Raw genomic sequence first — 13,195 nt, 5'->3', positions numbered from 1 at the left:
ATTCAATGGCCGATCACACGGGCTATCTGACCGGCATGACGCTGGGGCGCTTCCGTGTCGGGCCGCTGCTCGGGCGCGGCGGCATGGGCGAGGTCTACCGCGCCGAAGACAGCGAGCTCGGCCGCAGCGTCGCGCTGAAGGTCCTGCTCCAGTCGCTGCTCGGCGACGAGGAGCGGCTGTCGCGGTTCATCCAGGAGGCGCGCACCGCCTCGGCGCTCAACCACCCTCATATCGTCGCCGTCTACGACATCGGCCGGCAGGCGCCGACCGGGGCGACCGCCGGCGCGCGCCCGGTGCAGTACGTGGCGATGGAGCTCGTCTCGGGCTCGTCGCTGCGCGACGCCATCGACGGACGCCGGCTCGATCTCAAGCGGACGCTCGACTACCTGGCACAGGCAGCCGATGCGCTGGCCGCGGCGCACGCGGCCGGCATCGTGCACCGGGATCTGAAACCCGAGAACCTGATGATCGCCGAGGGCGGTTACACGAAGGTGCTCGACTTCGGCCTCGCCAAACTGCAGGCGCAGCCGGCCACGCTCGAGGCCGGGACGGCGACGATGGCGGCGGGCACCTCGCCCGGCATGGTCATGGGCACGGTCGGCTACATGTCGCCGGAACAGGCGGAAGGGCGTCCGGTCGATCAGCGTTCCGACATCTTTTCGTTCGGCTGCATTCTCTACGAGACGGCGACGGGGACGCGCGCCTTCTCGGGCACCTCGGCGGTCGACACCCTGCACCGCATCATCCACGAGCAGCCGGAACCGGTCACCGCGCGGATGCCTGGCGCGCCGTCGGAACTGCAGCGGATCATCCGCAAGTGCCTTGCCAAGGATCCTGACGATCGCTACCAGTCGATGAAAGAGGTCGCGATCGACCTGCGCGATCTACGCAGGCAGCTCGACTCGGGCGCGATCGCCGCGCCGGCCGCAGTCGCGCCGGCACACCGATCCATGGCCGCGCCACTGGCCGTCGCGGTGGCGGCGCTGATCATCGCGGGCGGCTCGGCCGCCTACTGGCTGGGCCATCGCGCCGGGCCGGCGCCGGGCGCTCAGGTACAGATGACGCGCGTCACCCAGAGCGGCAACGTCATCGACGCGGCCGTGTCGCCCGACGGCAAGTACTTCGCCTACGTCGAGGCGGTGGAAGGCCGGCAGGGCCTGTGGTACCGGCAGATGAACGGCAGCCGCGCACTCGAGCTCGTGCCGGGCGCCCGCGTCGGGTTCTGGGGGATTGCCTTTTCCAGGGACGGCACGTCGATCTACTACGCACTCAAGTCCAACGAGGCGACGACGGGCGGGCTCTATGTGATCCCGGCCCTCGGCGGCACGCCGCGGCTGCTGCTGAGCGGCATCGACAGCGCCATCAGTCTTTCGCCGGACGGCTCGCATCTGGTCTACCTTCGCAGCGACTATCCGGCGACGGGCTCGAGTGCGGTGATGGTCGCCGCCGCAGACGGCAGCGGCGCGCGAGAGCTGGCGAGCGTCAGGGCGCCGGAGCTGTTCGCGCCGGGATTCTTCGCGGCCCCTTCGTGGTCGCCGGATGGTGCGCGTGTGGCCGCAACGGTGCGCAACGGCAAGACACGCGACGCGCGGCTGGTCACGATCGATGCCGGCTCCGGCGCCGTCACCGACATGCCCGGGCGCTATCGCGACGCCACGTTCACGGAGTGGCTGCCGGACGGCAGCGGCATCGTGTTCATCGCGCAGCGGCTGAACGCCGCGCCCGGCCTGGGCGGACAGGTGATCATTCAGCCGTATCCGTCCGGCGCAATCCAGTGGATCACCCACGACTATTCCGACTACCGCGTCGCGCACGTCACGGCCGACGGCGGATCGATCCTCGCGGTCGGCTTCGACGCGACGGTCGCCATCTGGATCGCGCCGCTCGCCGATCCCGCCGCCGCGCGCAAGCTGCCGAGTGTCATCGCCGACGGCCGCTACGGCATCGCCTGGAGCGCCGACGGGCGCCGCCTCTATTTCGGCGGCGCCGCGCGCGACCACCGCGAAATCTGGTCGATGGCGCCTGACGGTTCGGATCGCCAGCAGTTGCCGGTCGACGGCCAGTCCATCCAGCCAGCCGCCTCCCCCGACGGCACGTTCATCGCGTTCGTCGGCGACCGCGGCGGCGAGGCGGGGATCTGGCGTGCGAAGCCGGCGGGCAATGATGCGCGCCTGCTCACCCAGGTGTCGGATCCGAGTTACCTCACGATGTCGCCGGACGGACGATGGGTGTATTTCACCTCCTCCATGAGCGGCGTGTCGTCGACCTGGCGCGTGGCGGCGACGGGCGGCGCGCCGGCGCTGATTTCGCCGGGGTTGGAACGCGCCGCGGTGTCGCCGGACGGACGGTTGCTCGCCGGGCTCTACGTCGCGTCGCCGACCGCGCCGCTGGCGCTCGGCATCCTTCCCGCGGACGGCGGACCGCCGACGCAGACCTTTCCGGGCTTCGCGCAGGCGACGGCCTCCGGTTCGATCGGCTGGGCAGCCGACGGGCAGAGCGTCCTCTATACCAACGTCGAGCGCCTGAACGTCTGGCGCCAGCGGCTCGCCGGCGGCGCGCCCGAGAAGGTGACCAACTACTCGGACCTGATGATTTTCCGCTTTGTGCTGTCGCGCGACGGACGTCAGCTCGCGCTGGTCCGCGGCACGCAGACGCGCGACGCCGTGCTCATCAGCAACTTCCGCTGAACACGCCATGTCATTCGATCCGGGCATCCTCTTCTTTTCGCTCATCACCAGCGGCGTCGGGTTCGTGCTGTTCATGTACGGCAAAAAAGAGGGACGCACCCCACAGCTGGTATCCGGGATCGTGCTGATGGTGTATCCCTACTTCGTCCCGGATCTGCTCTGGAACGTTGTCGTCTTCGTGGTGGTGTGCGCCGTCACGTGGCTCGCGGTCAAGCAGGGGTGGTGACGGGCGCATGACGATCCTTCAGCCGCGCAACTGCCTCAGCGCCGGCGAGGCGCTGGCGCGCGGCGCGTGGGAAGAGGCGCGCGCGGCATTCCTCGCCGAGCTGGCGCGAGAGGAAACGCCGGAAGCGCACGAAGGCGTCGGGCTCACCGCCTGGTGGCTCGACCTCGGCGCCTCGGTGTTCGAGTCGCGCGAGCGGGCTTATCGGCTCTACCTCGATCGCGGGGACAAGCGATCGGCCGCGCGTGTCGCCGTCTGGCTGGCCTGGGATTACTGGGCGTTCCGCGGCGAAAACGCGGTCGCCAGCGGCTGGCTGCAGCGCGCGCGGCTGCTGCTCGACGAGCATCCCGACACGCCGGAGCGGGCGTGGCTCGAGGTCCGCGAGGGCTCGTTGTGCCTGTTCGAAGACTTCGATCCGGATCGCGCCTACAGGCTGGCCAGCGAGGGCGTGCGAGTCGCGCGGGCCGCCGGGAGCGTCGACCTCGAGATGCTGGGGGGCGCCGTGCAGGGGCTGGCGCTGGTGATGTCGGGCGCGGTCGCGGAGGGACTGCGCCGTCTCGACGGAGTCAACGCCGCCGTCGTCGCCGGCGAGATGGAGGATTTCGTCGCCATCGGTCTGGCGTCGTGCTACATGATCGCCGGCTGCGAACACGTGCGCGATTACGACCGCGCGGTGCAGTGGTGCGGACGGCTGCGGGTGTTCTGCGCGAAATGGCAGTTGCATCCGCTGTCGGCGGTCTGCCGCACGCAGTACGCGTCGGTGTGTCTCTGGCGCGGCACCTGGCTCGAGGCCGAACAGGAGCTGCGCGCGGCGGCCGGTGAGCTCGAAGCCTGCCGGCCGGCGATGGCCTCTGATGCCGTCGTCCGGCTGGCCGAGCTGCGCCGGCGGCAGGGACGGCTCGTCGAGGCGGCGCGCCTGTTCGAGGCGGCCGGCTCGCATCCGCTGGCGCTCATCGGCACGGCCGAGATCGCGCTCGATCGCGGCGACGCGCGGGCCGCCGCCGATCTGGCCGAGCGCTACCTGCGGCGCCTGCCGCCGCAGAACCGCACCGACCGCTCCACCGGCCTCGAATTGATCGTCCGCGCGCTATCGATCGCGGGCGATCTCGACGGGGCGCGAACGGCGCTCGCCGAGCTCTCGTCGATCGCGGCGCTGATGATGACGCGGCCGCTGCGCGCGTTCGCCAGCCGCGCCGCCGGCTGGGCGGCGATGGCTGCGGGCCGCACCGACGAAGCGCGACGCCATCTCGAGGACGCCGTCGATCAATTTCGCCAGAGCGGCGCGCCGTTCGAGCTGGCGCTGGCGCGGCTCGGGCTTGCCCGCGCGCTCGCGCAGAGCCGCCGACCCGGCGAAGCCGCGGCGGAAGCCGAGCGCGCCATCGACCTGCTGACCGAGCTGAAGGCCGAATTCCACATCGGGCTGGCGCGCGCCTTTCTCGACGAACTGCCAGGCCGCGGCTCGCGGCCCGCGCCTCGCGCCTCACACGGCGGCCTCACTGTGCGCGAGATCGACGTGCTGCGCCTCGTCGCCGAGGGACTCAGCAACCAGGCGATTGCGGAGCGGCTCTTCGTCAGCGAGCACACCGTCCATCGCCACGTCGCCAACATCCTGAACAAGTTGAGCGTCTCGTCGCGTGCCGCCGCCGTCGCCCAGGCGGCGCGCCGCGGCGTGTTATAGCGGTCCTGACCCGATCGGGCCATTTGCCGCCGGGGGGCAAAATGACCCGCCCGTGGGACGCCTCCCGCACGCGACGACGCCTATCCTGCTGCCCGAGGAGCAGACACACCTATGAGGAAGTCAATGTCGTGGATCACGGCGGCCGCCATCCTGAGCGGAGGGGCCGCGATCGGGGCGCGCGAAATGCAGCATCCGGCGGTCGCGCAGCTGAAAGACGCACAGTGGGGACCAGCACCCGCGATGCTGCCGCCGGGCGCGCAGATCGCCGTCCTGTCAGGCGACCCGGGCAAGGCGGGACCCTACACCGTCCGTCTGAAGTTCCCGGCCAACTACGTCATCCCGGCGCACTCGCATCCCACGGACGAAAACGTGGCCGTCCTCTCCGGTACGTTCATGCTCGGCATGGGCGACAAGCTGGACAAGAAAGCGGCCGGCAACGCCACGCTGACTGTGGGCGGCTACGCGCTGGCGCCGAGCGGCATGAATCACTACGCCTACACGGGGGCGCAGGCAGCGACGATCCTGCTCTACGGCGTCGGCCCGGTCGAGTTCAAGTACGTGAACCCGTCGGACGACCCGCGCACCAAGAAGACGCAGTAGTCAGGCGCGAGAGGCGCGGCGCGGGTGCCGGGTACAAACCGGCGTCCGCGTCCGCGTCCGCGTCGGTTTCGGTTTCGGTTTCGGTTTCGGCGTCGGCGTCGGCGTCGGCGTCGGCGTCGGAGTCGAGTCTCCGGACTGCGGCAGAAGGCTATCTGGCGCTACCGACGTCCGGCCAGCCGCCAGAACTGCGTCTCGGTCAGCACCGTGATCCGCTGCCCCTTCTCGCGAAGGCGACGGATCTCCATCAGCTTCAGGCCCCCCTCGCGCCCCGCCGCCTGCAGCGGGTTCGGCCGTCCGCGTACGATTACCGTCGTCTGTGATGACGGTCCCGAGTGGACGAGCGCCCCGGCGCGCGCCGCCGCGGCCGCCACGTCCTTGCGCGTCTTGGTGAAAATGCCGGTGAAGGTGACGTGCGCCCCCTTCAGCGAGCGGACGATGCCGGGCCGGAGCGGGGCGGGACGCGTCCGCAGCGCGTCGATCATCTCGTCGGCGCTCTCGTAGCGCTTCCGGCGTTCGCCGATGCAGCGGTGCACGATCTCTTTCAGGTGATCCGTACACCGCAGGCCGCGGACGTCGCCGGTGCGCAGGCGCCGGCTCGCGTCGCCGGCGATCAGCATGCCGAGCAGTTGCCCCACCTGATACACGTCGTCACGCGCCTGCCACTTCGGCGCGGCGCGATCGCGGATCTCGCTCGGCGCCGTCATCCAGTTCATCGTGCGGGCCGTGATGCCGCGCGGGTCGCTCTGCTGCCGGACGATGCCGAAGTCGCCGAGCTTGAGGCGCGGTCCGGCGCAGACGAACACGTTCACCGGCGTCAGGTCGCGGTGCAGCGTCTGGCCGCGGTGCAGCTTGCCGAGTACCGCGAGGATCCCGGCGATCTCACGGCGGACGGCCGTCTCCGACCAGCCGCGGCCGCCGCGGCGCAGGAAGGCGTCGAGGTCGCCGTGCTCGGCGTACTCGAGGACGAGAAAATACCGCGCGCCGCCGTCGGCGCCGAGCAGCGGAAACGCCTCGTGCAGACGGATGGCGCGCTCGTGGCCCTCGAGCACTTGTCCGAAGTAGGCTTCGCGCACCCAGCCGTCGAGCCGCGTGCTCACCTTGAGGCAGACGAGCGCCGGCACGTCGCGCCAGCGGCCGATCCGCCGCGCCAGGTATGCCTGGCCGAATCCTCCCGCGCCGATCAGCCGCTCGACGCGGTACTGCAGGCCCGTTTCCGGGCTCTGCACGATCTCACCGGAGGCAAGAAGGTGATCCGCACGGCCCGGCTGGCATTGAATCCGGCTCGCCGTCCGGGTCGCACGCATCCACGGATTGCCGGTCATCTGGCAGAAATTCTACGGCACATCTGCCGCGGCATTCCTGGCACGGGAATGGGATACATTACGCCGGTCTCGATGGCCGGAAGAACATGACCAACGGCGTGAAGCGGCGGTGGCCGCTGCTCCAGCAGGCGGCGTCAGGGTTCGACGCGGACGGCTCCGAGTCGATGACCGAGCGCACCACGCAGCTGCGGCCGCGCCACGAGGGCGCCGACGTCGCGCGCTCGGTCTGCCCGTACTGCGGCGTCGGCTGCGGCCAGCTCGTGTATCACCGCGGCAACGCGCTCGTCTCGATCGAAGGCGATCCCGATTCGCCGATCTCTGCCGGGCATCTCTGCCCGAAAGGGGCGGCGAGCTACGAGCTGCTGACGCACCCCCACCGTCTCACCAAGATCAAGTACCGTCCGCCGCACGCCACCGCCTGGCAGGAGCTCGATCTCGACACGGCGATGGACATGATCGCCGATCGGGTCTGGGCCTCCCGCGAGCGCGGGTTCGTCGAGGCGCTCGACGGCAAGCCCCTGATGCAGGTGCGGACGATCGCGCATCTCGGAGGCGCCACCCTCGACAACGAAGAGAACTACCTGATCAAGAAGCTCTTCGCCGCCGGACTCGGCATGGTCGCGGTGAGCAACCAGGCCCGGATATGACATAGCTCGACGGTGCCCGGTCTGGGCACCTCGTTCGGTCGCGGCGGGGCCACCACGGCCCTCAGCGACTTGGCCAACGCCGACGCGGTCCTGGTGATGGGATCGTCGATGGCCGAGCAGCATCCGGTTGGCTTCCGGTTCGTGATGCAGGCGCGCGAGCGCGGCGCCACGCTGATCCACGTCGATCCGCGGTTCACCCGGACGTCGGCGATGGCGGACGTGTGGGTGCCGCTGCGCGCCGGCACCGACCTCGTCTTCCTCGGCGCGATGATCAACTACGTGATCGAGCGGGGCCTCGACTTCCGCGAGTACGTACTCAGCTACACGAATGCGGCCACGATCATCCGTGAGGACTTCCGCGACACCGAGGACCTCGGCGGCCTGTTCTCCGGCTGGAACGAGGCGGAGCGCAAGTACGACCCGAGCTCGTGGATGTACCAGGGCGTCGGCCCGCACCAGCACAACCACGAGACGACGTCGACAGGCTACGGTCTCTTCGGACACGCACCCGGCGGACAGCCGCCGCCGCTGGCCGGCGCCGACCGCGACGACACGCTGCAGCACCCGCGCTCGGTCTACCAGTTGCTGAAGCGGCATTTTGCCCGGTATACGCCGGAACTGGTCGAGCAGATCTGCGGCACGCCGCGCCAGACCTTCCTCCGCGTCGCCGAGGCGTATACGCGCGCGTCCGGTCCGGAGAAGACGGGCGCGATCTGCTACGCCGTCGGGTGGACGCAACACTCGACGGGGGTCCAGACGATCCGGTGCGCGGCCATCCTGCAGTTGCTGCTCGGCAACATCGGGCGTCCGGGTGGCGGCATCATGGCGCTGCGCGGGCACGCCTCGATCCAGGGATCGACCGACATCCCGACGCTCTACGACCTGATGCCCGGCTATCTGCCGATGCCCAACTTCGAGTCGGGTGCCCACACACTCGGCGACTACATCCGACAGAACGGCGCCGAAACCGGCTGGTGGGCCAACACCGACAAGTACATCGTCAGCCTGCTGAAGGCGTGGTACGGCGACGCCGCGACGGCCGACAACGAGTACGGCTTCGGGTGGCTGCCGCGGATCACCGGCGACCACTCGCACCAGGGCTACTGGCTGGAGATGGCCGACGGCGGCCTCGAAGGGCTCTTCGTCTTCGGGCAGAATCCGGCGGTGGGAGGGCCGAATTCCCGGCTCGAGCGCCGCGCGCTCGCCAAACTCGACTGGCTCGTGGTGCGCGACCTCGTCGAAATCGAGACGGCGAGCTTCTGGTACGACTCGCCCGAGGTGGAGCGGCAGGAGCTGCGGCCCGCGGACATCAAGACCGAAATCTTCTTGATGCCGGCTGCCGGACACGCGGAGAAAGAAGGCGCGTTCACGAACACGCAGCGGCTGCTCCAGTGGCGCGAGAAGGCGGTCGATCCGCCTGGCGACGCACGGAGCGATGCGTGGTTCGTGTTCCATCTTGGCCGGCGCCTGAAGGAACGTGCTGCTCGCGACCCGCGGCCGCGCCACGCCGGGCTGGCCGCACTCACCTGGACCTATCCGGTCGAAGGGCCGAGTGCCGAGCCCGACATGCACGCGGTGCTGCAGGAGATCAACGGTCGACGCGCCGATGGCACGCTGGTGTCAGGCTTCACCGATCTGAAGAACGACGGCTCGACGTCGTGCGGCTGCTGGATCTACTCCGGCGTCTGCCCCGAACCTGGGCGCAATCGCGCCAACGAGCGCAACTCCCGCGATGCCCTCGGGCACGGCTGGGGCTTCGCGTGGCCGGCCGACCGGCGCATCCTCTACAACCGCGCATCGGCGCGCCCCGATGGAACGCCGTGGAGCGAGCGGAAAAAGCTCGTCTGGTGGGACGCCGCGGCCGGCCGATGGGGCGGCCTCGACGTGCCGGACATCGCCGCGACGAAACGTCCGGACTACGAGCCGCCGGCCGGCGCGAAGGGAGACGATGCGCTGAGCGGCAAGACGGCGTTCCTGATGCATCAGGACGGCCTCGGGTGGCTCTGGGTGCCGACAGGTCTACGGGACGGGCCGCTGCCTGCGTATTACGAGCCGCTCGAGTCGCCGTTCGAGAACGCGGTCTACCCGGGCCGCGCGACCAACCCGCCCGCCGATAAAAAGGAGCGGCCCGACAACCGGTTCGTGCCGATCGGCGATCGGCGATTCCCGCACGTGCTGACCACCTATCGGCTGACCGAGCATCACACCGGCGGCGGCATGAGCCGCTACGTGTCGCATCTCGCGGAACTGCAGCCCGAGTTCTTCGCCGAGATCTCGCCGGAGCTGGCGGCACTGATCGGCGCGGCGCGCGGCGGCTGGCTGACGATCGCCTCGCCGCGGGGCGTCGTCGAGGCGCGGGTGCTGGTGACGGCACGCATACCGCCTTTGCGCGTGCATGGCCGCGCTGTCCATCAGGTCGGCCTGCCGTATCACTGGGGCACGCGCGGCCTCGTCACCGGCGACTCGGCCAACGATCTGATCGCCATTTCCGAGGAGCCGAACGTCCGGATCATGGAGACGAAGGGGCTGGTCTGCCACGTCGCGGCCGGCCGCCGGCCGCGCGGCGCCGCCGCGCTCACCTACCTCGATTCCCTCATGCGTGGAGAGCACCTTGCCGACGACCGCGTTCCTCACTGACTCGACCTTGTGCATCGGCTGCAAGGCGTGCGAGGTCGCCTGCAAGGAGTACAACCTCGTGCCGGCCGACGGCTTCGAGTGGAGCGGCCGTTCCTACGACAACACCATGCACCTCGGGCACTCGACGTGGCGGCACGTCGCGTTCGTCGAGGCCGCGCCGGTGATCGGCTTGGGCGGCAACGCCGGCGAGCACCTGTCGTGGCAGTTCATCTCCGACGTGTGCAAGCACTGCGCGAACGCCGGCTGCCTGGAGGCGTGCCCGACCGGCTCGATCGTCCGGACGGAGTTCGGTTCGGTGTTCGTCCAGCCCGACGTGTGCAACGGCTGCGGCTACTGTGTGGTGGGCTGTCCGTTCGGCGTCATCGATCGGCGCCCGGAGGACGGCCGCGCCTTCAAGTGCACGTTCTGCTACGACCGGCAGAAGGGGGGCGAGCAGCCGGCGTGCGCCAAGGCCTGCCCGACGCAGTCGATCCTCTTCGGCGAGCTGGACGATCTCCGCCGGCGCGCCGACTCGCGCGTCGACGAGCTGCACGCGCGCGGCCTCACCGACGCGACTCTCTACGATCCGCGCGACACCAGCGTCGGCGGCATCCACGCCATGTTCATCGTCCGCGGTGATCCTGAGGCGTACAACCTGCCGGCCAGGCCGGAGGTGCCGACGGTGTACCTGCGCACCGGCTGGCAGTCGGCGGCGGTGGCCGCGCTCGCCGTGGTGGCCGGCGTCGCGTTCGCGTTCACGGGCAAACGATGAGTTCCGACTACTACGACGTCGCGCTGCTGAAACCGCCGGTCTGGACGTGGGAGGTACCGGTCTACTTCTTCGTCGGCGGCGCGGCTGGCGGCGCCGCGGTCATCGGCAACGTCGCCGCATGGAGCGGTCTCGACGGACGGCTCGTCCGCGACGCGCGGTGGATCGCGGCGGTCGGAGGACCGATTTCGGCAGCGCTCCTGACCGCCGACCTCGGACGGCCCGAGCGCTTCCTCAACATGCTTCGGGTGTTCAAGCCCCAGAGCGCGATGTCGGTGGGCTCGTGGACGCTCACGGCGTTCTGCGGGTCGAGCGCCGGCGCTCTCCTCCCGGTACGCGCGATCGCCGTGCCGTCGGGCGCGGCCAGCGCGCTGCTCGGGTGCGGCATGCTCACCTACACCGGGGTCCTCATCGGGGCGACGGCCATCCCCACCTGGCATGCGCACGTGCGCACGCTGCCGATCCACTTCGCGGCCTCGGGCCTCGGGTCGGCCGCGGCGGTTCTGACACTGCTCGGCCACGACGACAAGGCCCTCAACCGGATCGCGATCGGCGCCGCGGCCGCGGAGACGCTGGCGGGCGCCGCCATCGAGCGGGAACGGACCGACGCGACGCGGCCGCTGCGTTCGGGCACGAGCGGAGTGATGGTGCGTGCCGGCGGGGTGCTCTCAGGCCCGGTGCCCCTGATATTGCGCGCCGTCGGACGCTCGCCACGCTGGCGCAAGGCGGCGAGCGCCTCGGCACTGGCGGGATCGCTGCTGACGCGAATGGGTTGGCTCCTCGCCGGGCGTGCGTCGGCGAACCAGAAACCGGCGCCTCGCGGACCTGGCGCTACACCAGCGGGAGCCCCGCCGCCTTCGCAAGATGTTGGAGAGACCGCGTAGCAGCCTCCGCGCCTGACGCAGCATCACCGCCGGCGCCACCGGCTCAGCGTGGCGGTCCTGGCTGGCGCGCCGAACGCCGGCGGCCGCGGGTCGCCCGGGCCGGCCATCAGGATGCGGACCTCGTCGCCGATCCATTCCAGGATGCCGTGCGTCACGGTCCCCTGTTGTTTCCCGGCAAGCGTGAGGTAGTCGACGGCGACGGGCGAGGCGCTCTCGTCGATCCGCACCTTCGCGTGCACCATCGTCTGGCCGCCGAACACCACCTTCACTTCGTTGCCCCTCGCCGTGCGCGATCCGTAGGTGAGCCACTCCGCGGGCATCGGCTTGCCGTCCATCACGAGTTCGACGGGGATCCACTCCCCTTCCAGCCGACGCAACACGGGCGAGGCCGGCACGTCGAAATCGGCCGGGTCGGCGCGCCCGGTGCTCACGGGCGACGCAGCCGGCGGCGTGCCGCCGGTGACGGACGCGGGGCGCGCGGCCGACGCGCGCCGCAGCTGCTCGAGCGCGTGGCCGCTGCCCGGGACGGTCGCAAACGACGCCGGCCGCGTGCCGGCCGCGCCGACGCTCAGGCAGATCGTCAGCCGATCGCCGTCCAGCTGGTAGAGCCCGAGCGAGGTGTTGCCCGCCTCCGGCCCCTCGACGAACGTGATGTCGATGCGCGCCGGCTCCTCGTCGACGTCGATCGTGAAGACCCCGTCGTACGTGGCCTCCGGCGACTCGGTGCGGAACCGATCGCCGTCGATGAGCAGGCGCGCGTGGGCCAGCATCGACGCCGGCATCTGAGAGCCCTCGACGTCGAGCGTTTCGAAGCGCCATTCCCCCTCGAGGCCGCGCAGGTGGTCGACGTAGCGCGACAGCCTGGGCCAGCTCGCGAATCCTGACTCGCGGGCCACGGCGAGTTGCGCGTCGGCAAGGCGCGCCGCGGGATGTCGTTCTCTGAGCGTTGGAAGCAGGACCTTGGCCTGGCGGCGCAAGTGCTCGAGATTCGGGCGGGCGGGAAGACGCTTGTCCTTGTTCACGGACTCCTCCATGCACTGCCTGGGTCCGCGTGCAGGCTGCACGAAGGTCGTGGAATGAACGAGCAGTGTGAAGGTGAGTTGGACTCTTCCCGCGGACCCGGTGGCGCCCTTCGAGCCGCCGGTATGTTAGCGCAGAAACGGTATGAGCATCGGCACGCGGCCGGCGTAGGCGTCGTAGGCCTCGGCGCCGAGCTCCTCGCGCAGAAACCCTTCCTCGAGGCGCGCCTTGACGATCCAGCCAAGCGTCATGATGACCGCACCGGCCCAGCCGGCCGCGGTGCCGCGGAGCGCAGCGGTCGCGATCGACGCCAGGGTGATACCGCTGTAGATCGGATGGCGGACGAGCGCGTACGGACCGGTGTCGACGATGCGATGGTCTGCCTTGCGGCCGACGTTGCTCGACCACAGCCGTCCGAGATGGATCCGCGCCCACCAGGTGAACCCGAAACCGGCGACCGCCGGCGCCACGAGCGCCCACCCGATCGGATCGGGCGTTCGCCAGAGGACGATCTCTGACTGGAATGTGTGGCGGTAGAGACCAAAGAGCAGCAGCGCGCCAGCGGCAGCGAGCAGCCGATAGGGGATCTGCTGGCCGAGCGGCGGCGTGCGGGCGGCGCGATCGCGCCACCACGCCGCAGCCAGCCACGAGAGCCACCACGCCATCCACGCCAGGTTCACGAAGATCAGCGGCGCCGGCATCGAGTCCATTATGCGGCTGTCGTCCCGTGAGCGGACGATGTGCCTGGC

At 70.3% G+C, this 13,195-nt stretch carries 10 protein-coding genes; 7 read left to right on the top strand and 3 right to left on the bottom strand.

Annotated features, from left to right (window positions below; genetic code table 11):
• Positions 1 to 5: 5 nt before the first annotated feature.
• The 4 genes from VGI12_01020 to VGI12_01005 all read left to right on the top strand — a co-directional run bounded on the left by VGI12_01020 (position 6) and on the right by VGI12_01005 (position 5,188).
• Positions 6 to 2,687, top strand: a complete 2,682-nt coding sequence (locus VGI12_01020) for a protein kinase (GenBank protein ID HEY2431223.1) — start codon at positions 6 to 8, stop codon at positions 2,685 to 2,687.
• Between the two features lie 7 nt (positions 2,688 to 2,694).
• Complete coding sequence (locus tag VGI12_01015; GenBank protein ID HEY2431222.1) at positions 2,695 to 2,913, top strand: hypothetical protein; 219 nt, start codon at positions 2,695 to 2,697, stop codon at positions 2,911 to 2,913.
• Positions 2,914 to 2,920: 7 nt separating this feature from the next.
• Complete coding sequence (locus VGI12_01010; protein ID HEY2431221.1) at positions 2,921 to 4,588, top strand: LuxR C-terminal-related transcriptional regulator; 1,668 nt, start codon at positions 2,921 to 2,923, stop codon at positions 4,586 to 4,588.
• A 111-nt stretch (positions 4,589 to 4,699) separates the two neighbouring features.
• Positions 4,700 to 5,188 (top strand): cupin domain-containing protein, encoded by a 489-nt coding sequence (locus tag VGI12_01005; GenBank protein ID HEY2431220.1) that lies wholly within the window; start codon positions 4,700 to 4,702, stop codon positions 5,186 to 5,188.
• Between the two features lie 158 nt (positions 5,189 to 5,346).
• Here VGI12_01005 and VGI12_01000 read toward each other — a convergent pair whose 3' ends face one another.
• The gene (locus VGI12_01000; protein ID HEY2431219.1) at positions 5,347 to 6,510 is read right to left on the bottom strand and encodes a protein kinase; all 1,164 of its coding nucleotides are present in this window, start codon (positions 6,508 to 6,510) and stop codon (positions 5,347 to 5,349) included.
• Positions 6,511 to 6,596: 86 nt separating this feature from the next.
• Here VGI12_01000 and fdh point away from each other — a divergent pair, with 86 nt between their 5' ends.
• From fdh to nrfD, 3 genes are read left to right on the top strand one after another with little or no spacing between them, the layout of a single operon-like run.
• Complete coding sequence (gene fdh, locus VGI12_00995) at positions 6,597 to 9,794, top strand: formate dehydrogenase (protein HEY2431218.1); 3,198 nt, start codon at positions 6,597 to 6,599, stop codon at positions 9,792 to 9,794.
• On the top strand, positions 9,769 to 10,545 hold the full coding sequence (locus VGI12_00990; GenBank protein HEY2431217.1) for a 4Fe-4S dicluster domain-containing protein: 777 nt from the start codon (positions 9,769 to 9,771) through the stop codon (positions 10,543 to 10,545). The genes fdh and VGI12_00990 overlap by 26 nt, the downstream gene beginning before the upstream one ends.
• On the top strand, positions 10,542 to 11,426 hold the full coding sequence (gene nrfD, locus VGI12_00985) for an NrfD/PsrC family molybdoenzyme membrane anchor subunit (GenBank protein HEY2431216.1): 885 nt from the start codon (positions 10,542 to 10,544) through the stop codon (positions 11,424 to 11,426). Before VGI12_00990 ends, nrfD begins: the two co-directional genes overlap by 4 nt.
• A 23-nt stretch (positions 11,427 to 11,449) precedes the next feature.
• On the opposite strand, the gene VGI12_00980 is transcribed toward nrfD, so the two are convergent.
• Complete coding sequence (locus tag VGI12_00980; GenBank protein ID HEY2431215.1) at positions 11,450 to 12,448, bottom strand: TIGR03067 domain-containing protein; 999 nt, start codon at positions 12,446 to 12,448, stop codon at positions 11,450 to 11,452.
• A 126-nt stretch (positions 12,449 to 12,574) separates the two neighbouring features.
• On the bottom strand, positions 12,575 to 13,147 hold the full coding sequence (locus tag VGI12_00975; protein ID HEY2431214.1) for an isoprenylcysteine carboxylmethyltransferase family protein: 573 nt from the start codon (positions 13,145 to 13,147) through the stop codon (positions 12,575 to 12,577).
• Positions 13,148 to 13,195: the final 48 nt, after the last annotated feature.

Source organism: Vicinamibacterales bacterium (assembly GCA_036496585.1).
In the GTDB taxonomy this organism is placed as follows: domain Bacteria; phylum Acidobacteriota; class Vicinamibacteria; order Vicinamibacterales; family 2-12-FULL-66-21; genus JAICSD01.
This window is presented reverse-complemented; position numbering and strand designations above follow the sequence as displayed.

What these genes read in the sequence shown, in the direction of transcription:
- VGI12_01020 (HEY2431223.1), top strand. Translation starts at nt 6, where the DNA reads ATGGCCGATCACACGGGCTATCTGACCGGCATGACGCTGGGGCGCTTC.
- nrfD (HEY2431216.1), top strand. Translation starts at nt 10,542, where the DNA reads ATGAGTTCCGACTACTACGACGTCGCGCTGCTGAAACCGCCGGTCTGG.
- VGI12_01015 (HEY2431222.1), top strand. Translation starts at nt 2,695, where the DNA reads ATGTCATTCGATCCGGGCATCCTCTTCTTTTCGCTCATCACCAGCGGC.
- VGI12_01000 (HEY2431219.1), bottom strand. Translation starts at nt 6,510, where the DNA reads ATGACCGGCAATCCGTGGATGCGTGCGACCCGGACGGCGAGCCGGATT.
- VGI12_00975 (HEY2431214.1), bottom strand. Translation starts at nt 13,147, where the DNA reads ATGCCGGCGCCGCTGATCTTCGTGAACCTGGCGTGGATGGCGTGGTGG.
- VGI12_01010 (HEY2431221.1), top strand. Translation starts at nt 2,921, where the DNA reads ATGACGATCCTTCAGCCGCGCAACTGCCTCAGCGCCGGCGAGGCGCTG.
- VGI12_01005 (HEY2431220.1), top strand. Translation starts at nt 4,700, where the DNA reads ATGAGGAAGTCAATGTCGTGGATCACGGCGGCCGCCATCCTGAGCGGA.